Below are 21,940 nucleotides of genomic sequence, written 5' to 3'. Positions count from 1 at the left end.
CTCACAACTCCTTACGCAGTTCAGCCAGGATGGCCCTGGTCCGAGCGACCGGCTCCGCCTGCACGGACATCCGGTCCATTACTTCGAGGTACGTCACGACGTCGGCCGGCTGGTCGACATAGACCGAGCCGACGAGGCTCTCGGTGTAGACGACATCGGGGAGTTCGGAGAAACCGAAGCGGAAGTGGTGGAAGGGGCCGAACGCGCCCGGATGGGCTCCCACGGAGAACCGCAGTATCTGGATCCGGACCTTCGGCATGTCCAGGACCTCGTTCAGCCGGTCGATCTGGGCCCGCATCACCTCGGCCCCGCCCACCGGGCGGCGCAGCACCGTCTCGTCCAGGACGGCCCAGACGGCCGGAGCCTCGGATTTCGTGAGCAGGTCCTGGCGCTTGAGGCGCAGGGCGACGCGGCGGTCGATGTCCTCCTTCGTCTCGTTGGGAAAGCCGATGTGCATGAGCGCGGCCGCGTAGTCGTGCGTCTGCAACAGGCCCGGGACGTAGTGGGGTTCGTAGAGACGGATGACGCTGGCTTCGCTCTCCAGGCTCACGTAGGCGCTGAACCAGTCGGGCAGCACATCGCGGTACGAGTACCACCAGCCGGGCTGGTTGGCCTCCCTGGCCATGGAGAGGAAGTCCTCGACCTCGGACTCCGGGACTCCGTAGGTGTGCAGCAACTCCCTCACGTAGGGGATACGGAGGCCGACCTCGGCCTTTTCGATCCGGCGGACCGTCAGAGGAGTGACCTCGATGGCCCGCGCGGCGTCCTCGAAGGAGACTCCGGCCTGTTCCCGCAGATGCCGGAGCCGCTTGCCGAGAACCATCCGCAGGACGGTCGGTGCACTGCCGCCCGAGCGGTTGTCGCTCACGTCCTACCTCCCGGAACGGCCGTCACAGCGTGCAGTGTGCCACGAGGTCGCTGACACAGACAGAGCGATGAGGATCGTTCTGAAATTATCAGAACGCTTGTTGCGGGTTGAGTGTGTCGGCCATCATAGTGATCGAGTGACCTGCCGCACAGTCCGGCGGCGACGGCGCACAACAGCGCATCGCCTTCCCGGACTTGACGCCCCGGCAGGGAGGGCAGACCGCAGCACCGCGATGCGACACCTGGATGGCCACCGTGACCGACGGACAATCGAGGAGCCCGGGCAAGGGTCCCGCCGGGGCCAACAAGGCGCTGGCGGCCGCCCTCAGAGACGCCGGCTGCTCGTATGCCTCGCTCGCCCTCCGGGTCAACGAACTGGGGCGCAGACAGGGCGCGGACTCCAACTACGACAAGGCGTCGGTCACCCGCTGGCTGAACGGCCAGCAACCGCGGGGAAACACCCCCGAGTCGATCGCCGCCGTCCTGTCCGAGCGACTCGGCCACGCCGTCTCGCCGACAGACCTCGGCTTTCTGCCCGACCAGCAACGCCCGGTCGTCGGCAGGGCACTCGTGTACCGCGAAGACCTGGCAGACACCTTGCACACCTTGGCCGAACTGGGCTCCACCGACATCTCCCGCCGCAGTCTCCTCGGCGCGGTCCCCTTCGTCTCCGGCGCCCTGACGAACCCTCAGCGCGAGTGGCTGCTCTGGCTGGTGGAGCACGCCGGGAACCACGACGTCACGCGGCTCGCGCCGGTCACCGACGGCGGGCCCGTCGAGCAGGTCCACGCCATGATCAGCATGTTCGACCAGATGGACAACCACTTCGGCGGCGGCGGAGTGCGCACCAGCATCGTGCACTACCTGTGCACCGAGGTCGTCCCCATGCTCCAGCGCCGCGGCACACCCCCGCACCAGCAGCGCCTGCTGTACGCGGCGGCCGCCCGTCTCGCCGCGATGGCCGGCTGGAGCTCGTACGACGCGGGGGAGTACGGACTCGCGCAGCGCTACATGACCCAGGCGCTGCGGCTCTGCGCCGAGGGCCGCGACCGCGTTCTGGGCGGACAGATCCTGGCCGGCCTCTCCCACCTCGCCACCAACCTCGGCCGCCCGGACGAGGGCGTCGCGCTGGCCAGGGCCGGCATCGCGACCGCGAAGGACTCGGGCAGCCCGCTCGGCCTGATGCGCCTGTACGCCATGTCGGCGCGCGGACACGCGGCGCGGGGCCGCTCCGGTGAGACGGCCGAGGCGCTGAAGCTCGCGGAACAGCAGCTGGACGCGAGCCGGGGAGCTGCGCAGGAGTCCGTGTGGGTGCGGTTCCTCGACCACCACTATCTGCAGGCCGAGTCCGCCCTGTGCTTCCGCGACCTGGGCCTGGCCGCGCAGGCGGAGCGCACCGCCGGTGAGTCCGTCGACGCCAACGCCGACCGGCGCAGGCGTCAGGCCATCAGCCGTTCCGTACTGGCGACCGCGCACCTTCAGCAGAACCGCCTCGACGAGGCGATCGGCACGGCGACCAAGGCCCTCGACACGCTCAGTACGGTGCACAGCGAGCGGTCCATCCAGGCCCTGCGCGACTTCCGCAAGAGGCTGGAGCCCCGCAGCCACGAGCCGCTGGTCCAGGAGTTCGAGCGCAGGTCCCGGCCGGTGCTGGGGGCGGTGGCATGACCATCGGACCCGGCGCGACCGGCCTGCCCGACGGCTTAGTAACCGTCGGGCGAGGGGGCGTTCTGGGCGCGGTCCACGGGCAGATTGGCCCCGGAGATCCCGCTCGACCAGTCCGACAGCAGGAACGCCACCACGCGCGCCACCTCCTGCGGCGCGACCGGCTCCCCGCCGGGCAGCTCGGCCGCCGCGAACGCGGCGAAGGCGTCGGGTTCCTCCCTGCGCATCCGGTCCCAGCGGCGGCCCGGGATGAGCATCGACCCCGGCGAGACGGCGTTCACCCGGATCCCGTCCGGACCGAGCTCGCGGGCCAGCGAGGCCGCAAGATGGATCTGCGCGGACTTCGCGGTGCCGTACTGCGCGTCGGGGCCCGGCTTCCAGCCCGAGATCGACGAGATGACCACGACCGAGCCACCGCCCGCCGTACGCAGATACGGGACGGCGGCCCGTACCAGCCGCGCGGTGTGTCCGACGTTCAGCTCCCAGGTCGCGGCCCAGTCCCCGGCGTCCGTCTGTTCGAGGCCGCGCCCGCGAGAACCGCCCGCACAGGCCACCACCCCGTCCAGCCCGCCGAAGCGATGCGCCGAGGCCGTGACGAACGCCTCCAGCCGCTGCGGTTCGGTGACATCGAGGGCTCGGGTGAACAACCCGTCGGGCGCGGCAGGATCGAGCGTGCCTCTCAGCGTCTCCAGATCCCGTGCGGTACGGGCGCACGTCGCGACCCGGGCGCCCTCGGCGGCCAGCAGCCGCACGATCTGCTCGCCGAGTCCGCGCGTACCGCCGGTGACGAGCACGCGCTTGCCGCTCACGCCGGACCAGCCGCGGGCATCCTGCCCGCTCTCGATCGTCCGGCCCTCGCTCACGTTGCTCACGCTTTCGAACATACATGCCACACCACTACGCGCCTGCAACCGGACAACCCCCGCACTCCCTGGTCCGCCGCCGCTCCGGCCGGTTGGCTGCACGAGCAGCCACCGAGACCGTCCCCCACCCGTGCTGCACACGAAGGAGGCACGATGACGGCATCCAGGGCACGCCGCCGTGGGCCGTCGCCCTCGCTGACGCGCGGCGCGGATCATGACTTGCCCACCGGTCGACCCCGGACCGGTGAGACAGCCCGGACCGTCCCGGTCGCGTCCGCGGCTCCGGCCGCGCCCGCCTCCGTGAGCGGGGCCCGTGCCCTTCGCATCGTGGTCCCCGCGCAGCCCTCGCGCGCCTCGGGCGTGCGGCGCATGGTCGCCGAGCAGCTGTCCCACCTGCGGTTGCCTGCCGAGCAGCTCGACAACGCCGTCCTGGCCACCGACGAACTCTTCGCCAACGCCGTCAGGCACGGCAGCCCCGACGCCGGTGACATGGTCACCGTCAGCGTCGAATGCACCGACCACGAAGTGCGGGTGACGGTCGCCGATCACTCGCCCGACCTGCCGCGCCACCGCACGGCGGACGCCGCCGACGAGTCCGGACGCGGGCTCGCCATCGTGGCCGCGCTGGTCGACGACTGGGGTATCGCACCGCCCGACCCCGGCGAGACGGGGAAGCGGGTGTGGTTCTCATTGGAAATCCAGGGGGCGTCATGAGCGGTTCCGGCATGCCGGGCCACGTCACGCACGACACGGCGCGGGAGGGGCGTACGGGGGTCGCCCCCCGCCCGGGTCGCGACGGGCCCACGGAACCGGCGGGTGCCCCGGACGACCCGGGGCACCCGTGCCGGGACGGGCACGCCGGGCGAGTGCACGACACGGCGGGGGAGGACGGCCCGGGGCGCAGCCACGACGAGATACACGGCGAGGTACGGGAAGTGCGTCCGGTCGTCGTGCCGGCGCTCGCGGCCGCCCTCGCCCACGAGCTGGTCCGCAGGGCGGACGAGGACCGGAGAGTGACGCGGGCGGCGCACCGCAGCCCCACGCAGGACGCGCGCCGCCGTATCACCGAGTGCCGCAGAGGAAACGCCGAAGCGCTGAAGACCATCGTCAAGCGTCATGCCTGGCCGACCGCCGACCTGGTCGGCGCGCCCGCCTCCACGGCGGCGCTGATGATCCTCCTACACGCTCCCGACCTCGACTTCCAGCTCGCCTGCCGTGACCTGATCGCCCAGGCCACGGCGGACGGACGCTGCCCGGCGCCGCACCACGCGTACATCGCCGACCACTGCGCCGTCGAACTCGGCCAGCCGCAGTTCTACGGCACCCGTGTCGACCCCGCGACCTTCCGCCCGTATCCGGTCCGTCAGCCCCGGACGCTCGACGAGCGTCGCGAGGACGTCGGGCTGTGCCCGCTCGACGAGCAGATGCGGGCGCTGCGCCTCGGCGGCTGAGGCCACGGCCACGGCTTGGCGCGACGGCGGAGAGAGCGTTACGGCTCCAGCCGCAGCTGCCATTCCTGTTCCTGGTCGCCGGAGACCATGCCCTCCTCGCGCACGGTGAAGACGGAGGTGAGGGTTTCGTCGGCCCGCCGTACCGCCTCGGGGCTGCCCTGCAGGGTGACGGTCACGGGCGCGGAGAGCGGTGGCGTGGTCGGCGGTGTCACATCGGCACCGTCCGGTACGTCGTTGTCGAAGGCGGCCGTGTAGACCGTGGCGCCCCCGTCCCCGGGCATGTCGTCCGCCGTTCCGAAGGCGGATTCGAGGGTGTGGACGACCGCCCGCGCGTCGGCGGCCGTGCCGCCGCTGAGCGTGAGCGTCAGAGCGAGATGCGTGCCAGGCGTCATGACCAGCCACCTTTTCTTGTGCGGATGCGCGCCGTCCCGTTCGTGTAACCGGTCCTCCCGGCGGCAAACGGCGGCTCGGCCCTGCGTGGGCATGTCTCCATCACACCGCCATCCACCGGACCTCGCAGCCGCACCGCCGGGTGTCGCGGGCCCTTGCCGGCTTCCTGTCGGCTTCCCTCCGGGTCAGGACGGTCGCAGTGGGGTGGTCTCCATGAGGTGGGCGGCCAGCCGCCGGGCGGGGGCCTCGGTCTGTTCCGCGATGCGGTGGAAGGTGTCGTGGGCCGACCGGGCCGGCCAGGTGGCGGGCAGGTGCCGGGCGGGCAGGCGCGGGTCCGTGCGGATGATCTGGAGCCACTCGCTGGTCAGTCGCAGCCGGGTCCCGAGCGGGTCCCCGGAGTCGGAGCCGAGCCGGTCGGTCCAGCGCTTGTCGAAGTCGGCGTACCGGGCGCCGACGCCGTCCAGGTCCCAGGCGTCACGGATCATCAGACCGATGTCGGTGGCCTCGTCGGCCGTGGCATGGAAGATCTTGACGTGGGCCGCGAGCCCGAGTTCGGAGACGAGCGCGGACACGTCGAAGTCGCCGGGCGCGATCCACAGCCCGCTGTAGAGGGGACCGAAGCCCGACCAGGTCAGCCGGGAGCGCAGATCGTGCCGCTGGCGCTGCCAGGACTCGGGCAGTGAGAAGCCGAGCAGTGTCCAGGTGCCGTCCCAGTCGTCGTTGACGGCGCCGGTGTCCCAGAGCCGCTTCTTGCCGTTCCAGAGGATCTCCGTGGCCTGCGGGGTCAGGCCGAAGTACATTCGGCGTCCCTCCCGCTGACGTCGCAGCAGTCCGCGGTTGACCATCCGGGTCAGCGTGGACCGCACCGCCTGCTCCCCGACCCCGGCGCGCGCCAGCACCTCGATGACGCTGCCGGAGTACACGCACAGCGGCCCCTCCTCCAGAACATGGCCGCCGAAGAAGGCGAACATCAGCGACTGGGGGCGCGGCTGCGGTCCTTCGGGGGAGTCCATGGCCGCCTGCGGAGTCTCGTCGTGCACGTCGGAAAGGGTATGGCCGCTCACCTTGCAACCTCCTTTGTCCGGAGTACTGACAGCGCGAACATAGGTGTGTAGATTGCGGCCGTCAAGAAAGTGCACAACGTCTGGTCGAGGTGACCGGTCTCGACGAGGCAGCGGCAGCCACTCCCCGCTCCGCTGCCTCGTCGTCGGAAGTCCTCGCGACCTGCTCGATCCGCCGGGCCTGTCCGGTCATGGCTGGGTGTGCACGCCACCACAGGTGTTTCCGTCAGGAGGAGCCCATGCAAAGGCGCATTCTCGGGCTAGCCATAGCCGTGGTCACGGTCGCAGGTGCGGCCGGATGCGGGTCCTCGTCCTCTTCGAGTGGCGCTTCGGCGTCCTCCGGCGGAGGCGGGACCACGGAGGTCAAGGTCGGCATCATCCCGATCGTCGATGTCGCACCGCTCTATCTGGGCGACAAGAAGGGCTTCTTCAGCAGCCGGGGCATCAAGCTGAAGATGGAGAGCGCCCAGGGCGGCGCCGCGATCATCCCCGGTGTGGTGAGCGGCCAGTTCCAGTTCGGCTTCAGCAACACCACCTCGCTGATGCTCGCCCAGACCAAGGGCGTCCCCGTGAAGTCTGTGGTCAACGGCGCGGCCTCCAACGGCAAGGTCGGCGCCGACGTCACCGGCGTCGCGGTCAAGAAGGACAGCTCGATCAAGTCGGCCAAGGACCTCGCCGGGCAGACGGTGGCGGTCAACACCCTTCAGAACATCGGGGACACGACGGTCCGCGAGTCGGTCCGCAAGGCCGGCGGCGACCCGTCCAAGGTCAAGTTCGTGGAGATACCGTTCGACCAGATGCCGGCCGCCCTGGACGGCGGGCAGGTGGACGCGGCCTGGATGGGCGAGCCCGCGACGACGATCGCCAAGGCGCAGGGCGCCCGTGTCATCGCCTCGCCCTTCGCCGAGACCGACCCGAAGCTCACCGTGGCCACGTACTTCACCTCGGCCAAGGTGATGCAGGAGAACCCGGATCTCGTGAAGAAGTTCAGCGAGGCGATGGCCGAATCACTGACCTACGCCTCCGAACACCCAGACGAGGCGCGCCAGATCCTCACCTCCTACACCAAGATCAGCGGCGATGTGCTGGAGAAGCTCATCCTGCCCAGCTGGCCCGCGGAGATCGACATGCCCTCCCTGGAGAAGCTGGCCGCCCTCGGCGAGGAGGACGGCATCTTCGGCGACAAGAAGCCCGACCTGAACGCGCTGTTCTCATGACCAGCCCCGGCCTCACCCCTGTACTGGCGGAGCCCGCCGGGACCGACACCGGTCCCGGCGGAGCACCCGCCCGGCGGGGTCCGGTCCCGGTCGCGGTACTGCGTGGCCTCGCCGGTCTCGTCGGACTGGTCGCGGTGCTCGAAGTGCTGCCGCACACCGGCCTGGTGTCGGCCGACTACCTGCCGCCCGCCTCGGAAACCGTCCGCACCCTGGGAACCCTGCTCGCCGAACCGACGTTCTGGACCGCGCTCGTCGACACCCTCACCGGGTGGGGCCTGGGGCTGGCCGTCGCCGTCGTGGCGGGCGTCGCCGCCGGAGTCGTCATCGGCTCGGTGCCCGTGCTGCGCGCGGTGACCGCCTCCACCATCGAGTTCCTGCGCCCCATCCCGTCCGTGGCCCTGATCCCCGTCGCGGTCCTGCTCTACGGCACCGACCTCCGGTCGAAGCTGCTGCTCGTCGTGTACGCCGCCTTCTGGCAGGTGATCGTCCAGGTCCTGGCCGGTATGCAGGACGTCGACCCGGTCGCCGAGGACACCGCCCGCAGCTATCTGCTCGGCACCTGGGGCCGGGTCCGCCACGTCCTGTGGCCAACCGCGCTGCCGTACGTGATGACGGGGGTACGGCTGGCCGCCACCGTGGCGCTGATCCTCACCATCACCGCCGAACTCGTCATCGGCGCCCCCGGCCTGGGCCACGAGATCGCGGTCGCGCAGGTGTCCGGAGCCGTTCCGCGCGTCTACGCCCTCGTCCTGGTGACCGGCCTGCTCGGCGTCGCCGTCAACCTGGCGGCACGGGCGGTCGAACGACGGGCACTGCACTGGCACCAGTCCGTACGCAGGGAGGTGACCGCATGACCGCCCTCTCCGTCCTGCGACGCGGGCTGCTGGTACTGGGCCTGCCCGCCGTCCTCTTCGCCGTGTGGTGGTTCGCCACCGCGGGCAGCGCCGACTTCTACTTCCCGCCCCTGGCCACCATCCTGGACAGCTTCGGGAAGGTCTGGACGGCGGAACGGCTGCTGTCGGACGTCGTCCCCAGCCTCCTGCGCCTCGCCGCCGGCTACCTCCTCGCCGTGGTCGTCGGGGTGGGGCTCGGCCTGGTCGTCGGTACGCGACGGGCCGTACGGGACGTCCTGGAACCGGTCCTCGAACTCTTCCGGGCCATCCCGCCACCCGTGCTCATCCCGGTGATCATGCTGTTCGCGGGCATCGGCGACACCATGAAGGTGCTCGTCATCGTCAGCGGCTGCATGTGGCCGATCCTGCTCAACACCGTCGAAGGCGTCCGCGCGGTCGACGAGGTGCTCGGCGACACCTGCCGGTCCTACGGCATCACCGGCGTCGCGCGCCTGCGGCATCTGGTGCTGCGCGCGGCGAGCCCCCAGATCGTCACGGGCATGCGGCAGGCCCTGTCGATCGGGATCATCCTCATGGTCATCAGCGAGATGTTCGCCGCCAGCAACGGTCTGGGCTTCACGATCGTGCAGTTCCAGCGCTCCTTCGCCATCCCCGAGATGTGGAGCGGGGTCCTGCTGCTCGGCATCCTCGGCTTCCTCCTGTCCCTGCTCTTCCGGTTCGCCGAGAACCGAGCCCTGGCCTGGTACCACGGTCTGCGCCGCGCGCAGCGCAATCCCTGACGCACCCCCCCGACGCAACGCCTGACGCAATCCCTGAAGCACCGCCTGACAAGGAGACGTCGATGCTCGACGTACAGGACCTGCAGAAGATCTACACCGGTCGGCACCGCAACGTCGAGGCGCTGCGCAACCTCACCTTCCACATAGCCGAGGGCGAACTGGTGTGCCTGGTCGGGCCGTCGGGCTGCGGCAAGACCACCCTGCTGAAGTGCATGGCGGGCCTGCTCGCCCCCACCAGCGGCGAGGTACGCCTCGACGGCCGTCCGGTCGCCGGACCACCGCCCGGCATGGCGGTCGTGTTCCAGGAGTACGGCCGCTCGCTGTTCGCCTGGATGAACGTGCGCGACAACGTCGCCCTGCCCCTGCACCGCAAGAAGCTCGGCAAGGCGCGCGAACGGGAGTTGGTGGACCACGCCTTGAAGGTGGTCGGCCTGGCCGACGCCCACGAGGCGTACCCCTGGCAGCTCTCGGGAGGCATGCAGCAGCGCGTGGCCATCGCCCGCGCAGTGGCGTACGAGCCGAAGGTGCTGCTGATGGACGAGCCCTTCGCGGCGGTCGACGCGCAGACCCGCGCCGAACTGGAGGACCTCATCCGGAAGTTGTGGCACGAACTGGGAGTCACCGTCCTGTTCGTCACGCACGACATCGACGAGGCGGTCTACCTCGGCCAGCGCACCCTCATCCTCTCCAAGTCCCCGACCGTCGTGCAGGAGGACCTCACCATCGACCTCCCCGACGAGCGCGACCAGTTGCACACCCGCTCCAGCCCCCGCTTCGCCGAACTGCGCGCCCACGTCTACGAGCAGATCCAACGAGCCAAGCACCACAGCGGGGACACGGCCCCGGACCCGGTGGTCGCGGACCGGGCCGTTGAGCCCGTCCTTCAGAAGACCGAGTCCTGAGCGTCCGTCGGCGGGCGGCGTGCGAGGCGCCGCCTCCGCGGCGGACGGCTGCGCTCCGGCGCCTCTTCGGTGATCACCCGGAAGCGGACGGCTCCGGTTCGACCAATCCCTCGCGGTAGGCGATCGCCACGGCTTCCGTGCGGCTGGCGGCGCCGAGTTTGGCGAGGATGTTGGAGACGTGCACGCTTGCCGTCTTCCCGCTGATGAAGAGCTCCTCGCCGATCTGACGGTTGGTGCGGCCGCGGGAAAGAAGCAGCAGGACGTCGTTCTCGCGTGCCGTCAGGACGGGTGCCCGGTCCGCCGTGGAGGCGGTTTCCGCGAGGCGGCCCCGGCGGATCAACCGCTCGACCTCGTCGCGCAGTGGCACGGCGCCCAGCCGGAGCGCCGTGTCGCGCGCGGCACGCGCGTGCTCGGCGGCCTCGTCGCGTCGCTCCGCCCCCAACAGGGCCTCCGCCAGCCGCACTTGACAGCGCGCCTGCTCATAGACGTCACCGTAGCCGAACGCCGCGACGGCCTTCTCCCAGGCCCCGACGTTCAGTTCGACGCCCTCTCCGCCGTTGTTCGGCCGGGCACCGGCCCGCGCCCACTCCGCCTCGGCGCGCGCCAGCCATGCCAGCCCCTCGGGGCCCTGCGGCGTTCCGTCCTCGCCCTTGGCCGCCGTGACCCGGGCCAGCTCCACCAGCTCCTTCCCGGTCTCCGCCCAGCGGTCGACCCCCTCCTCGTCGCCGGTCAGCCGGGCCTCCACGACCGCGTCGCCGATGGCGGCCAGGGCGAGGGCCGCGAGCCGTACGGCCACATGGGGCGTGGTGCCGGCCTCGTCGATGAGCGCCGCGAGCGTGGTACGGAACTGTTCGAGAGCCCCCTCCGCGTCGCGACGCAGTACCGCGGCGTCGGTCAGGAGGAGGCCCGCGACGAGCGTGGCCATCCAGTCGAACGGCCCGTCGAGCAGGGCCCGGGCCCGCTCGGCGGCATGCCGGTCACCGCGCGCCAGGGCCACGGACAGGGCGGGCCCGATCGCGTACCTGCTCGCCGTCGGCAGCCGGTCGCCCTCGGCCTCCACCGCCCGGACGCACTCGTCCCACTGACCCAGCGTGAACAGCATCAGGGAGCGCAGATAGCGCATCTCCACCGGGTACGGCGACGAGAGGAGCCCGGCGCGGCCCGCGCGCTCCAGCCCCTCGGTGAGCCAGGTCAGGCATTCGTCCAGGTCACCGGACTCGTGCGAGCCGATGGAGAGGTTGAAGAGCGCACGCATCTCGACGGAGGCGTTGCCTGCGCGTCGGGCCAGTTCACGTGCGTCCCGCAGCCGGGCCCTCCCCGCGGGAGTACGTCGGCTGTGTCCTTCGAGGGCGACCAGGGAGATCAGCAGATCGGCCTGTGCGTCGGACACGTCGAGGTCCTCGGCGACGCGCAGGGCCTCGCGGGCCACGCGGTGGGCGGCCTTGTTCTCGCCCATGTACGTCGCCGCCATGACATGCGTGGCCGCGGCCCACACCCAGGTGCGCGACGGAGGATCGGCGGGGATCATCGCGAGCGCCTCGTTGCTGTACGTGAACGCGGCCGCGAGGTTGTCGATGCGCATGAGGTTGCCCGCGAGCGTGTAGCGGACACGGGCGGCCAGTTCGGAGTCCTCGTCGTTGCCGACTCTCGCGAGCGCGGACCGTGTCAGCGAGACGGCCCGGTGGGTCTCGCCGGCGTGCGCGGCGGCAGCGGAGGCCCGCAGCGTCAGAGTGACCGTGTCGAAGCCGTCTGGCCGCGCTTCGGGCGGTACCGCCGACCACAGGTCGAGGGCGGCTTCCAGGTGTCGCAGTTCCTCGGCGGGCGCCCTGACGCGGCCCGCGTGGTCGGCGGCCTCCAGCGACGCGGCCAGCGCGTCGGCCAGGTCGTGGCTCTCCCGGGAGTGGTGGGCGCGCTCCGCCGCGCTCTCGGCCCGGTGGCCGCGTCCCGCCAGCACTCCGGCGAACGCCCTGTGCAGCCGCACCCGTTCGCCCGGCAGCAGGTCGGCGTACACGGCCTCGCGGATCAGGGCATGGCGGAAGGAGTACGTGTCGTCGTCACCCGGGACGAGGAGTTGCCGCCCGACGGCCTCGCGCAGGGCCGACTCCAGCTCCTCCTCGGGCAGTTGGACGGTGTCACGCAGCAGATCGTGCTCGACGCGGCGCCCCGCGACGGCTGCCGTGCGCAGCACCTGCTGGGCGGTCGCCGCGAGTTGCTCGAAGCGGATGAGCAGCACGTCGGCCAGCCCGCTCGGCACGGCGGAGGCCGCCCCGGGCATGGTCTCGGAGGTGGCGGCGAGCAACTCCTCCGCGTAGAACGCGTTGCCCTCGGCGCGCTCGACGATACGGCGGACTGTGGCATCGGGCAGAGGAGCGACCTGCTGGGCACGGACGAGACGCGCCACCTCGCCGTCGGGCATCGGACGCAGTTCGAGCCGCTCGACGACGGGCAGCCGGACGAGCTCGGCGAGCAGAGGGCGCAAAGGGTGTCTGCGGTGCAGATCGTCGGCGCGGTACGAGGCGAACACCGCGAGCCGCTGACCGGGCGAACCACCCGCGACCGGGTCCCCTCCCCTTGAGCGGACCCGGGACTGGAGGATCCCCCGGCTGAGCAGGAAGCGCAGCAGGTCGCGGGAGGACTGATCGGCCCAGTGCAGGTCCTCCAGGACCAGCAGCAGCGGGGCGGTCCCGGCGAGATCGGTCAGCAGGCTCGCCATGCCCTCGAACAACTGCAGCCGTCCGCCCGCGTCCCCCGCGCCACCGCCGCCGTCGCCGAGCAGCCGGTCCACCACGGGATGCGAGGCCAGGGCGCCGGAGAACCGCTCGTCGTCGGCGAGCACACCCACGATCTCGGTGAACGGCAGATAGGGCAGGCCCACGTCACCGAGGTCCACACAGTGCCCTGTGACGACGGTCGTGCCGGCCTCGGTGGCTTGCCCCGCGGCCTCGGCGAGCAGCCGGGTCTTGCCGACTCCCGCGTCCCCCGCGACGAGCACGGCACGCGCCTCACCGGCCCGGGCCCGGTCCAGGACTCGGGTCAGGCGGGCGAGTTCGTCCTCGCGCCCGATGAACGGCGTGGTGAAAGAGGTGGTCGGCACACATCCATCCTGGCACGCACCACAGACACAGCCACAGACACGGCCACAGGTCGGCCACCGATGACCTGCGGGCCACGCTGTCGGCAGCGTCGATCACCGCGGGGCAGCGGCCGTTCTCACGGTCGAGTCGGCAGCGCCTCAGCGCAGGGTCTCGGCCCAGTTCGCCGGGACCCGTCCCGCGGGCCCGGGTGCGGGCTGGTCCGCCGGGTGGGCGAGCGGCGGGGCGAGCTCGGGACCGGAGTCGTACAGCTCGGACGTCTTGAAGTTCCAGAACCAGGCCTCGCCCGGCTCGAAGCTGCGGATGATCGGATGGCCCGTGGTCCGGTGATGGGCGGTGGCGTGCTTGGCGGGGGAGTCGTCGCAGCAGCCCACATGGCCGCACTGGGCGCACCGCCGCAGGTGGAACCACCAGCCGTCCACCTCGTCGCATTCGACGCAGCCTGCACCGCTCGGCGGGACGCCGGGGTCGATTCCGTCCGTGGTCATGAGGCCTCCTGAGGGGCGTCGGGTTCGGCGGCGGTGAGCGGGAGGAAGACCTGGAAGCGGGTGTCGCCGGGCTCGGAGTGGACCTCCAGATGCCCGTGGTGCTTGTTCACGACGATGCGCCAGGAGATGTCGAGCCCCAGTCCGGTGCCCTCGCCGACCGGCTTCGTGGTGAAGAACGGGTCGAAGATCCTGCCGCGGATCTCCTCGGGCACTCCCGGCCCGGTGTCGCGGAACTCGACGAGCAGCTGGTCCCGTTCGAGCGCGGTGCGTACGGTCAGCACGCCCTCGCCGCCCATCGCCGAGGCGGCGTTGTCGATGAGGTTCGTCCACACCTGGTTCAACTCGCCCGGGTAGGCGGGGATCCTGGGCAGTTCGCGGTCGTACTCCTTGACGATCCTGACGCCGGAGCCGATCTTCCCGGCGAGCATCATCAGCGTGCTGTCCAGCAGTTCGTGCACATCGGCGACCTGGTAGGGCGCCCGGTCGATCTGGGAGTACTGCTTGGCCGCGTTGACGAGATTGGAGACCCGGGTAGTGGAGTCCTCGATCTCGTTCATCAACAGCTCGGTCTCCACCGTGTAGTTGAGCCAGCGCACGGCGCCTTCGAGGGTCTCCTCGTCGACGGCGGCCGCGACCTGGTCCAGCCAGTCGGTGTCCAGCCCGGCCTGGACGAACGTCGGCGCGAGCTGCCAGCCGCCCGCGATGTCGTGGTCGTCCAGCCAGTCGGCGAGCGCGTCCTCCCGGTCGGAGGCTTCGAGAGGGCTGAGCGGCGTGGCCTTGGCGACCTGTTCGGCGGTGCGCTCCTGGATCTCGACGAGCGTCTCCAGAGCGGCGCGCGCGTACGGGCCCGTCGCGATCATGCCGAGCTTGTGCCGCATCCCGGCGACCCGGTCCCGCAGCGCGGACGTGGCCCGTACGGCCGCCGCGGCCGGGTTGTTGAGCTCGTGCGTCAGCCCGGCGGACAGTGAGCCGAGCGCCAGCAGCCGCTCGCGCTGCCCGATGGTCCGCTGGGTGTTCTGGCTGCCGAAGAACAGCCCTTCCAGCAGATGCACGGCCATCGGGAACCACTCCCGCAGGACCGCGGCGAACGTCTCGGCGGGCAGGATGAAGAACCGCGACGGCACGGTGACCCGCAGGGAGCCCTTGTAGCGCGCGTCGTCCGGGACGGCCAGATAGGCCTGCATGGCCCCCGCGTACACCCCGCGCTGGGAGGTGCGGCTGATCTCGACGTCGTCGCCGCCGACCCGCCGCGACATCACCAGCGTGCCTTCGAGAAGGACGAAGAAGCAGGTGGCCGGCTCGCCCTCCTCGTACACGTAGCCGGGCTCGAACTTCTCGACGCGGCCTTCGCTGCACAGCCGCCCGAGCTGTTCCGAATCCAGCTTCTCGAACAGGAACAGCGTGCTGAGTTCCGCCGCGTCGCACGGCATCGGCTGCCCGCTCACGACTGCTCCAGATACCGGTGGACGAGCATCACGGCCATGGCTCCCTCTCCGACGGCGGATGCGACACGCTTGGCGGACTCGGCCCGGGCGTCACCCGCCACGAACACTCCGGGCACATTGGTCTCCAGGTGGTACGGCGCCCGGTCCAACTCCCAGTCGGGCGGCGGCTGTCCGCCGACGGCCAGGTCGGGTCCGGCGACGATGAACCCGCGTTCGTCCCTGAGCACGGTGCCGTCCAGCCAGTCGGTCAGCGGGGCCGCGCCGATGAACACGAACATCCACTGCGCGTCGACGAGTTCGGTGTGCCCGCTCTCGATGTCGCGCAGGGTCAGCTGCTCCAGGTGGTCGGAGCCGTGCACCGCCTCGACGACCGTCCCCGTACGCACGGAGATGTTGGGCGCGTCCGTGATCTGCCCGATGAGGTAGTGCGACATCGACGCGGACAGGGAGGAACCGCGCACCAGCAGGGTGACCGACTTGGCGCCCCTGGACAGGTACATCGCGGCCTGTCCGGCGGAGTTGGCACCGCCGACGATGTAGACGTCGTGTCCCTGACACGAGGCCGCCTCGGTCAGCGCCGACCCGTAGTACACCCCGCACCCGGTCAGGTCCGCCGTGCCGGGCGCCTGCAACTGCCGGTACGACACGCCGGTCGCCAGGATCACGCAGTGCGCGGCGATCGCGGAACCGTCCGAGAACCGCACGGTCCGCGAGGAGCCGTTGACCTCCAGACCGGTCACCTCGCGCGCGGTGAGGATCTCGGCGCCGAACTTCGACGCCTGACGCCGCGCCCGGTCGGTGAGCTGCGCCCCGGACACACCGTCCGGGAAGCCCAGGTAGTTCTCGATCCGCGAGCTCTGGCCGGCCTGTCCGCCGGTCGCGGAGCGCTCCACGAGTACGGTCCGCAGCCCTTCCGAGGCCCCGTACACCGCCGAGCCGAGCCCGGCGGGTCCGCCACCGATGACGACGAGGTCGTAGAAGTCCTCGGCCGGAGTCGTGGCCAGCCCCACCTGGGCGGCCAGCTCCGGGTCGTCGGGCTCGACCAGCACGGCCCCGTCCGCGGTGATCACGAGCGGCAGCCGCTCTCCGTCCTGATCCGCGCAGGCCAGCAGCCGCCTGCCCTCCGGTTCGTCCGAGGAGTACCAGCGGTACGGCACCTGGTTGCGGGCCAGGAACTCCCGCACGTCCGACGAGCGCGCCGACCAGCGGTGCCCGACGACCTTCGTGATCGGAACCGCCCGGTGGTCGGAGGCCCGCCAGGCGTCCAGGAGGTCGTCCAGGACGGGATAGAGCTTCTCCTCGGGCGGATCCCAGGGCTTGAGCAGGTAGTGGTCGAGGTCAACGACGTTGATCGCGTCGATGGCCGCGTTCGTGTCCGCGTAGGCGGTCAGCAGCACCCGCCGCGCGCCCGGGTACACGTCCAGGGCCTGTTCCAGGAACTCGATGCCGTTCATCTGGGGCATCCGGTAGTCCGCCAGGATCACCGCGACGAGATCACCGCGCAGCTTCAGCTCCCGCAGGGCCTCCAGGGCGCTCTCGCCGGACTCGGCCCGCACGATCCGGTATCCCTCGCCATAGCGTCGCCGCAGGTCACGGGCCACGGCACGGGAGACTCCAGGGTCGTCGTCCACGGTCAGGATGACGGTCCGTGCTGCGTCCGTGCCTCGTGCCATTCGTCTCCCACCCCGAGCGGTCGGCGTCCCGGGGCGGCCTGTCTGCGGTACCGCCCCCAGTGCATGCCCATCGTATGTTCGATCGTCCTGCTTCGCTCCGAAACCGGGAGGTACCGCACGGTCGGCGCCCGCCCGGGTGTCGTACGGCCGGGCAGGGGCACTCGGAGACGGGAGGCATCGATGAACGCAAGCACGTTGACGCGAGGCGGCCGGGCGGGGAAACGAAAGGCTGCCCCTGCGATCGAGGGCGCGGCCCGGGCAGGTTTCACCGCACGCGGTGTCATCTACCTGCTGGTGGGCCTGCTGGCGCTGCAGATCGCCTTCGGCGGCAGCGGGAAACAGGCGGATCAGGGAGGCGCGCTCCAGGAGGTCGCCGAGAAGCCCTTCGGCGAGGTCGTGCTCTGGGCGCTCGGCATCGGGCTGGTCGGAATGGCGCTGTGGCGGCTGTCCGAGGCGGTCTTCGGCGCGGCGGGCCCCGACGGCCGCAAGGCGAAGAAGAGGCTGGCGTCGGCGGCACGAGCCGTGTTCTACGGCTTCGTCGCCTACACCGTGCTCTCCTTCGCCGCCGGATCCGGAGGAAGCGGATCGAGCGACGGGAAGTCCAAGGACGCGACGGCCAGGGTCATGGAGCTGCCCGCCGGGCAGTGGCTCGTGGCCGCGGCGGGCGTGGGCGTCCTCTGCGCGGGTGTGTGGATGGTGGTGCAGGCGGCGCGCCGGAAGTACCACAAGCACATGAGGCTCGGTGAGATGTCGCACCGGGTGCGCCGGACGGTCGACGTGACGGGTGTCGGTGGCGGTGTGGCCCGTGGTCTGGTGTTCGCCGTCGCCGGTGGCTTCGCGCTCCGGGCCGCCGTGGAGTACGAACCGGACAAGGCCAAGGGCATGGACGACACCCTGCGCTCGTTCACCGAGACCCCGGTGGGGCCGTGGCTGCTGGTGTTCATAGCCGTCGGTCTGATGCTCTTCGGGGTGTTCTCGTTCGCCATGGCCAGGTACCGCAAGGTCTGACCCGTCACACGGACGTTGCCCCGGATCCCGCCGGACCCGGGGCAACAGACGCGTCAGCGGGGCAGACCGCCGGGCGCGGTCGCCCAGTCGGTGTCCGGCTCCCGCGAGAGTCCGAACGTGAGGGTGCCGCCGCCGCGCAGGAAGCGGGCATCCGTCCAGGAACGGTCGTGCGTACGGCCGTTGAGCCGGACACCGCTCACATAAGGATGACCGGCGTCGGCCGAGGGCGCGTCGATGACGATGTCACCGCCACCGGGCCGGTCGACCACGGCGTGCGGGAAGAGCGGTGCGCCCAGCAGCAGGTTGCCGCTGCCCGGGGTCTGCGGATAGAGGCCGAGGGCCGAGAAGACGTACCAGGCGGACATGGTCCCGAGGTCGTCGTTGCCGGGCAGTCCGGCCGGTCCGGTGCCGTACACGGTGTCGAGGATCTGCCGGACCGTGGCCTGGGTCTTCCACGGCTGACCGAGCGCGTTGTAGAGCCAGGGGGCGTGGATGCCGGGCTCGTTGGTCGGGTCGTACCGCAGGGCGTCGCCGCCCTTCACGGACCAGGAGCCGTCGGGCTTGTGGAAGAAACCGTCGAGCCGCCGCGCGGCCGTCTCGCGTCCGCCCATCGCCTCGGCGAGCCCCTGGACGTCCTGCGGCACCATCCAGGTGTACGTGGCGCTGGTGCCCTGGGCGAAACCGCGGTCGCTGCCCGGACTGAACGGCGTGACCCATGAACCGTCGAGGTTGCGCGCCTGGATGTAGCCGGTGGTACCCGCGCCGTTCGTGGCTCCCGGGTTGAAGACGTTGCGCCACCAGCCGCCCCGCTCGGCGAACTTCGTGGCCTGCTCGTCGAGGCCCAGCAGCTTCGCCCAGCGGCCCAGTGCGTCGTCGGCGACCGAGTCCTCCAGGGTCTCGGCGGCACCGCCCCAGCAGTGGCAGACGTCCTGCGCGGCGTACTGCGAGGTCAAGTACTGGGCGAGGTTGGGCCGTTGGCCGGTGCACTGGCCGGGGCAGCCCGCGTCGGAGAGCCCGTCGGGGTGCGGCACGGTGGCCTGGCGGGCCAGGGAGTCGAAGGCGCCGCGGTAGTCGAAGTTGCGGACCCCCATGGCATAGAAGGTCGCGAGGGTGGCCGCTGTCGGATCGCCGGTCATCACATGGGTCGGGCCGTTGATGTGCACCCAGCGGTCCCACACCCCGCCGTTCTGCCGCGCGAAGTTGTAGAGCGACTGTGCGAAGTCCCCGGCGATGCGCGGCTTCAGGAGGGCTAGCAGCTGTATCTGTGCCCGGTACTGGTCCCAGCCGGAGAAGTTGCTGTACTGCGCACCCTGCCCGCGCTCGACGCGATGCGGCCTGCCGTCCATGCCCGGATAGCGGCCGTCGGTGTCGCTGACCAGGTTGGGCTGCATGAGCGAGTGGTAGAGCGCGGTGTAGAAGGCGGTGCGCTGAGCCGTACTCCCGCCGCCGACGCGCACGGAACGCAGCTCGCGGTCCCAGGCCCGTGTCCCGGCCGCGGCCACCTGGTTGACGCTCGCCCGCGGCGCGATCTCCTCGCGGAGGTTGGCCTCGGCGCCCGCCTTGCTCACGTACGAGATCCCGAGCCGCATGCGGACATCGTTGTCAGAGCTGGTGTCGAAGCCGACCCAGCCGCCGGAGCCGCGGCCCGCGCGGTCGGCGCCCGTGGCGTATCCCTCGCCGCCTCCGCCCGTGGTGGCGCCGGGGGAGAGGGTGCCGTCCTTCCACGTCCCCGTGGTCGAGAACGCGCGGTCGAACGAGGCGCTGAAGTAGAGCCGGTAGTAGCTCTTGCGGTTGTTGACGCCGCCGTTGGCGCGCCGTCCGCAGAACGCGCCGGTCAGCACCCAGCCACTCACCTTGCGCCCGGCCCGGTCGATCTCGACATGGGCGTCCTCGCTGCCGTTGAGCGAGTTGGAGACCCGGAACAGCAGGTTGGCGGGCTTGTCGGCGGGGAACGTGAAGTCGGCGACGCCCGCGCGCTTCGATACGGCAAGGTCTGCGCGGGCACCGGAGTCGAGCCCCACGGAGTAGCGGCCCGGCACGGCCCGCTCGTCGGCGTGCGAGAAGTTGGCTGCGTAGACGGAGTCCGTGGTGTCGGCCGAGGGCGACGAGGTGACGTCCCCGACGAACGGCATGATCGGTACGTCGCCCGCGGCCCCCGGGTTGCAGCCCGCGCCGTTCACGTGCGTGAGGCTCAGCCCGCGCAGCCGGGTCGCGTTGTACTCGTAGCCGTTGGCGGCGCCCGTGCTCGTCTGGTCGCCCCGGGTGCTGGTCGGAGACCAGGCGATCATGCCGTACGGGAGGGTGGCACCCGGATAGGTGTTGCCCCCGTTCGTCGTGCCGATGAGCGGATCGACGTACGCCGTGGGATGGGCCGGAGTGTCGGGGGCGCCGGCCGCGGAGGAGACCGGGCCGGGCAGTGCGGCGGCGAGCGCGGTGGTCAGCGCGAGAGCGGCTGCTCTTCTGCCGAACCTCCGCGCCACACCTGTGGATCCGAGGACCATGTAACGGAACCTTCCGTCAGGACGGACAGCGGGCCCGGCTGCCCGTCGGGGGTCCGGGCCCGTGAAATGCCGCCGAGCGTAGGCCGCCCGGACGCGGGGTGGAACGACAGAGGTGGCAGCCCTGGTGAACGGGTGGTGAATCCGGGGCACTTGGGTCGAGGGGGTACTGGCCCGGGTGGCGCGGGGCGGGCGCCAACGGGCTCCGCCACCTGAGCGGTGACGGAGCCCGTCGAGCCGTGCCCCGGAGCGTTGCGGATCAGGCCGTGTGGAGCGTGAGGCCGTACCGGCTGAGGATCTCGTTGATGGGCTGGTACCAGGTCTCACCGCCGCCGGAGCAGTTGCCCCAGCCGCCGGAGGTCACGCCCTGCGCCTGGTCGCCGCTGATGAAGGAACCGCCGGAGTCGCCCGGTTCCGCGCAGACGCTGGTCTTGGTCATCTGATGCACCGCGCCCTGGCTGTAGTTGACGGTCTCGTTCTTGGCGAGAACCGTGCCGCAGTGCCAGTGAGTGGTCGACCCCGAACGGCAGATGGACGAACCGACGGGCGCCTCGTTGGACCCGCGGACGAGCCGGTCCGAGATGGTGCCCCAGCCGAGTACGACCGGTACGGTCCACCAGCCGCTTCCGACGTTGACCCAGGCGTAGTCGTTGCCCGGGAACGAGGAGCCCTGGATGTTGCCTATGTAGGAGCGGTCCCAGCCGCTGACGCCCTGTCCCGCCCCGCCGCAGTGGCCCGCGGTGACGAAGCCGCCGTGCACCGAGAAGCCGATGGAACAGCGGACGTTGCCGGTGTAGAAGGGGTCGCCGCCGACCGTCCCGGCGGCGAAGGTCTCGGGCGCCGAGGCGGCCTCTTCGACGGTGACGGGACCCGCCGCACGGGCCTTGGAGAGGAACTTTCGGACATCGTTGTCAGCACGCTGCGCGGCGACGACGGCCACGACGACCGAGCTCGCCTTGGCATCGACGTACCAGTTGCTGACGCCCTCGGGCGCTGCCAGCTTGTCGATGCGTGCCTTCGCCGCGTCGAGCTGCTTCGCGCTGTGCTTGACGGTACGGACGGTCGCGCCGGTCTCCCGTACGGAATTGACGGCGGCCTTGGAGGCGCCGGCCGTGACGGCGACGGTCAGCTTCCCGCTCTTGGCGTCGAACCAGGAACCGCCGTACGCGGCTCCCGCCGCGCGACGTGCCTCCGACTCGACGGCCGTCGCGGTCTTCTCGGCCGCGAGCCGCGCCTCGGCCTGGGTCTTCGTCAGGCCGAAGTCGCGCTGCATGGCGTCGAGGAGACCGGCGGAGGCCGGAGCGCCGGAGGTACGGGTGGGTTCGGGGGCGCCGGCGGCAGAGGCGGGTCCGGCGGCGAAGGTTGCCCAGGCGCCGACGATGAGGAGTGCGGACAGGCCTGTGCGCATGGTTGTGGTGCGTCTCAAGGCAGTAGCCCTTCGTTGTTCCAGCGTGGTGGGGGTGGAACAGCTGAACGGTGAGAGCGCTCTCAGTGCATGGCGGGGCAGAGCTTAGCGGCAGTTCATGGTCAGGTACATACCAAAAATGGTGCTCTCTTTACCGGGAACTGCTGAGGTGCCTGTCGTGTCCGGAGGCGGGGGGGGGGGGGGGGGGGGGGGGGGGGGGGGGGGCGGGGGGGGGGGGGGGGGGGAGGGAGACGCAATGAGGGATTGCGTGAGTAGACGAGC

The 21,940-nt window shown here is 71.1% G+C and carries 18 protein-coding genes; 8 read left to right on the top strand and 10 right to left on the bottom strand.

Annotated elements, in window-relative coordinates:
- Position 1: 1 nt before the first annotated feature.
- Positions 2-823: a helix-turn-helix domain-containing protein gene (locus tag ACZ5VQ_RS03950; RefSeq protein WP_469103578.1), complete on the bottom strand. Its 822-nt coding sequence runs from the start codon at positions 821-823 to the stop codon at positions 2-4.
- 290 nt (positions 824-1,113) lie between these two features.
- Between ACZ5VQ_RS03950 and ACZ5VQ_RS03945 the strand changes: the two genes are divergently transcribed.
- The gene (locus ACZ5VQ_RS03945; protein WP_469103533.1) at positions 1,114-2,535 is read left to right on the top strand and encodes a hypothetical protein; all 1,422 of its coding nucleotides are present in this window, start codon (positions 1,114-1,116) and stop codon (positions 2,533-2,535) included.
- Positions 2,536-2,570: 35 nt separating this feature from the next.
- Here ACZ5VQ_RS03945 and ACZ5VQ_RS03940 read toward each other — a convergent pair whose 3' ends face one another.
- Positions 2,571-3,404 (bottom strand): SDR family NAD(P)-dependent oxidoreductase, encoded by an 834-nt coding sequence (locus ACZ5VQ_RS03940; protein ID WP_469103532.1) that lies wholly within the window; start codon positions 3,402-3,404, stop codon positions 2,571-2,573.
- A gap of 144 nt (positions 3,405-3,548) precedes the next feature.
- Between ACZ5VQ_RS03940 and ACZ5VQ_RS03935 the strand changes: the two genes are divergently transcribed.
- Positions 3,549-4,109: an ATP-binding protein gene (locus tag ACZ5VQ_RS03935; RefSeq protein WP_469103531.1), complete on the top strand. Its 561-nt coding sequence runs from the start codon at positions 3,549-3,551 to the stop codon at positions 4,107-4,109.
- Complete coding sequence (locus tag ACZ5VQ_RS03930; RefSeq protein ID WP_469103530.1) at positions 4,106-4,846, top strand: DUF6624 domain-containing protein; 741 nt, start codon at positions 4,106-4,108, stop codon at positions 4,844-4,846. The genes ACZ5VQ_RS03935 and ACZ5VQ_RS03930 overlap by 4 nt, the downstream gene beginning before the upstream one ends.
- Positions 4,847-4,884: 38 nt before the next feature.
- On the opposite strand, the gene ACZ5VQ_RS03925 is transcribed toward ACZ5VQ_RS03930, so the two are convergent.
- Both ACZ5VQ_RS03925 and ACZ5VQ_RS03920 read right to left on the bottom strand, forming a co-directional pair.
- Positions 4,885-5,238 (bottom strand): hypothetical protein, encoded by a 354-nt coding sequence (locus ACZ5VQ_RS03925; RefSeq protein ID WP_362078924.1) that lies wholly within the window; start codon positions 5,236-5,238, stop codon positions 4,885-4,887.
- A gap of 183 nt (positions 5,239-5,421) precedes the next feature.
- Positions 5,422-6,249 carry a PaaX family transcriptional regulator gene (locus tag ACZ5VQ_RS03920; protein WP_469103577.1) on the bottom strand — a complete coding sequence of 276 codons (828 nt, stop codon included), beginning with the start codon at positions 6,247-6,249 and terminating at the stop codon, positions 5,422-5,424.
- A 287-nt stretch (positions 6,250-6,536) separates the two neighbouring features.
- Here ACZ5VQ_RS03920 and ACZ5VQ_RS03915 point away from each other — a divergent pair, with 287 nt between their 5' ends.
- From ACZ5VQ_RS03915 to ACZ5VQ_RS03900, 4 genes are all read left to right on the top strand, one after another.
- Complete coding sequence (locus ACZ5VQ_RS03915; RefSeq protein WP_469103529.1) at positions 6,537-7,514, top strand: ABC transporter substrate-binding protein; 978 nt, start codon at positions 6,537-6,539, stop codon at positions 7,512-7,514.
- Positions 7,511-8,368, top strand: a complete 858-nt coding sequence (locus ACZ5VQ_RS03910; protein WP_469103528.1) for an ABC transporter permease — start codon at positions 7,511-7,513, stop codon at positions 8,366-8,368. Before ACZ5VQ_RS03915 ends, ACZ5VQ_RS03910 begins: the two co-directional genes overlap by 4 nt.
- Positions 8,365-9,147 (top strand): ABC transporter permease, encoded by a 783-nt coding sequence (locus ACZ5VQ_RS03905; RefSeq protein ID WP_362078933.1) that lies wholly within the window; start codon positions 8,365-8,367, stop codon positions 9,145-9,147. Before ACZ5VQ_RS03910 ends, ACZ5VQ_RS03905 begins: the two co-directional genes overlap by 4 nt.
- 62 nt (positions 9,148-9,209) lie before the next feature.
- The gene (locus ACZ5VQ_RS03900) at positions 9,210-10,049 is read left to right on the top strand and encodes an ABC transporter ATP-binding protein (RefSeq protein WP_469103527.1); all 840 of its coding nucleotides are present in this window, start codon (positions 9,210-9,212) and stop codon (positions 10,047-10,049) included.
- A 73-nt stretch (positions 10,050-10,122) separates the two neighbouring features.
- On the opposite strand, the gene ACZ5VQ_RS03895 is transcribed toward ACZ5VQ_RS03900, so the two are convergent.
- The 4 genes from ACZ5VQ_RS03895 to ACZ5VQ_RS03880 form a co-directional block, all read right to left on the bottom strand.
- Positions 10,123-13,143: a helix-turn-helix transcriptional regulator gene (locus tag ACZ5VQ_RS03895; protein WP_469103526.1), complete on the bottom strand. Its 3,021-nt coding sequence runs from the start codon at positions 13,141-13,143 to the stop codon at positions 10,123-10,125.
- Positions 13,144-13,281: 138 nt separating this feature from the next.
- Positions 13,282-13,629: a UBP-type zinc finger domain-containing protein gene (locus ACZ5VQ_RS03890; protein ID WP_362078944.1), complete on the bottom strand. Its 348-nt coding sequence runs from the start codon at positions 13,627-13,629 to the stop codon at positions 13,282-13,284.
- Positions 13,626-15,074 carry an ATP-binding protein gene (locus ACZ5VQ_RS03885; protein ID WP_469103525.1) on the bottom strand — a complete coding sequence of 483 codons (1,449 nt, stop codon included), beginning with the start codon at positions 15,072-15,074 and terminating at the stop codon, positions 13,626-13,628. The genes ACZ5VQ_RS03890 and ACZ5VQ_RS03885 overlap by 4 nt, the downstream gene beginning before the upstream one ends.
- Complete coding sequence (locus ACZ5VQ_RS03880) at positions 15,071-16,747, bottom strand: NAD(P)/FAD-dependent oxidoreductase (RefSeq protein ID WP_469103524.1); 1,677 nt, start codon at positions 16,745-16,747, stop codon at positions 15,071-15,073. Before ACZ5VQ_RS03880 ends, ACZ5VQ_RS03885 begins: the two co-directional genes overlap by 4 nt.
- 180 nt (positions 16,748-16,927) lie before the next feature.
- Here ACZ5VQ_RS03880 and ACZ5VQ_RS03875 point away from each other — a divergent pair, with 180 nt between their 5' ends.
- Positions 16,928-17,755, top strand: a complete 828-nt coding sequence (locus tag ACZ5VQ_RS03875; protein WP_469103523.1) for a DUF1206 domain-containing protein — start codon at positions 16,928-16,930, stop codon at positions 17,753-17,755.
- A 53-nt stretch (positions 17,756-17,808) separates the two neighbouring features.
- Here ACZ5VQ_RS03875 and ACZ5VQ_RS03870 read toward each other — a convergent pair whose 3' ends face one another.
- Both ACZ5VQ_RS03870 and ACZ5VQ_RS03865 read right to left on the bottom strand, forming a co-directional pair.
- A complete protein-coding gene (locus ACZ5VQ_RS03870) occupies positions 17,809-20,256 on the bottom strand; it encodes a GH92 family glycosyl hydrolase (protein WP_469103522.1) in 2,448 nt (815 codons plus the stop codon).
- Positions 20,257-20,512: 256 nt separating this feature from the next.
- Positions 20,513-21,661 (bottom strand): S1 family peptidase, encoded by a 1,149-nt coding sequence (locus ACZ5VQ_RS03865; RefSeq protein WP_469103576.1) that lies wholly within the window; start codon positions 21,659-21,661, stop codon positions 20,513-20,515.
- Positions 21,662-21,940: the final 279 nt, after the last annotated feature.

Source organism: Streptomyces sp. NPDC033178 (genome assembly GCF_055577685.1).
Note: the sequence above shows the minus strand (reverse complement) of the source record. Positions and strands in the feature narration are given on the sequence as shown.

Bases quoted from the DNA above. Each gene is read 5' to 3' on its own strand.
- ACZ5VQ_RS03870 (WP_469103522.1), bottom strand. From the start codon at position 20,256: ATGGTCCTCGGATCCACAGGTGTGGCGCGGAGGTTCGGCAGAAGAGCA.
- ACZ5VQ_RS03910 (WP_469103528.1), top strand. From the start codon at position 7,511: ATGACCAGCCCCGGCCTCACCCCTGTACTGGCGGAGCCCGCCGGGACC.
- ACZ5VQ_RS03920 (WP_469103577.1), bottom strand. From the start codon at position 6,249: ATGGACTCCCCCGAAGGACCGCAGCCGCGCCCCCAGTCGCTGATGTTC.
- ACZ5VQ_RS03905 (WP_362078933.1), top strand. From the start codon at position 8,365: ATGACCGCCCTCTCCGTCCTGCGACGCGGGCTGCTGGTACTGGGCCTG.
- ACZ5VQ_RS03865 (WP_469103576.1), bottom strand. From the start codon at position 21,661: ATGCGCACAGGCCTGTCCGCACTCCTCATCGTCGGCGCCTGGGCAACC.
- ACZ5VQ_RS03950 (WP_469103578.1), bottom strand. From the start codon at position 823: ATGGTTCTCGGCAAGCGGCTCCGGCATCTGCGGGAACAGGCCGGAGTC.
- ACZ5VQ_RS03915 (WP_469103529.1), top strand. From the start codon at position 6,537: ATGCAAAGGCGCATTCTCGGGCTAGCCATAGCCGTGGTCACGGTCGCA.
- ACZ5VQ_RS03900 (WP_469103527.1), top strand. From the start codon at position 9,210: ATGCTCGACGTACAGGACCTGCAGAAGATCTACACCGGTCGGCACCGC.
- ACZ5VQ_RS03880 (WP_469103524.1), bottom strand. From the start codon at position 16,747: ATGGCACGAGGCACGGACGCAGCACGGACCGTCATCCTGACCGTGGAC.
- ACZ5VQ_RS03930 (WP_469103530.1), top strand. From the start codon at position 4,106: ATGAGCGGTTCCGGCATGCCGGGCCACGTCACGCACGACACGGCGCGG.
- ACZ5VQ_RS03935 (WP_469103531.1), top strand. From the start codon at position 3,549: ATGACGGCATCCAGGGCACGCCGCCGTGGGCCGTCGCCCTCGCTGACG.
- ACZ5VQ_RS03890 (WP_362078944.1), bottom strand. From the start codon at position 13,629: ATGACCACGGACGGAATCGACCCCGGCGTCCCGCCGAGCGGTGCAGGC.
- ACZ5VQ_RS03925 (WP_362078924.1), bottom strand. From the start codon at position 5,238: ATGACGCCTGGCACGCATCTCGCTCTGACGCTCACGCTCAGCGGCGGC.
- ACZ5VQ_RS03875 (WP_469103523.1), top strand. From the start codon at position 16,928: ATGAACGCAAGCACGTTGACGCGAGGCGGCCGGGCGGGGAAACGAAAG.
- ACZ5VQ_RS03945 (WP_469103533.1), top strand. From the start codon at position 1,114: ATGGCCACCGTGACCGACGGACAATCGAGGAGCCCGGGCAAGGGTCCC.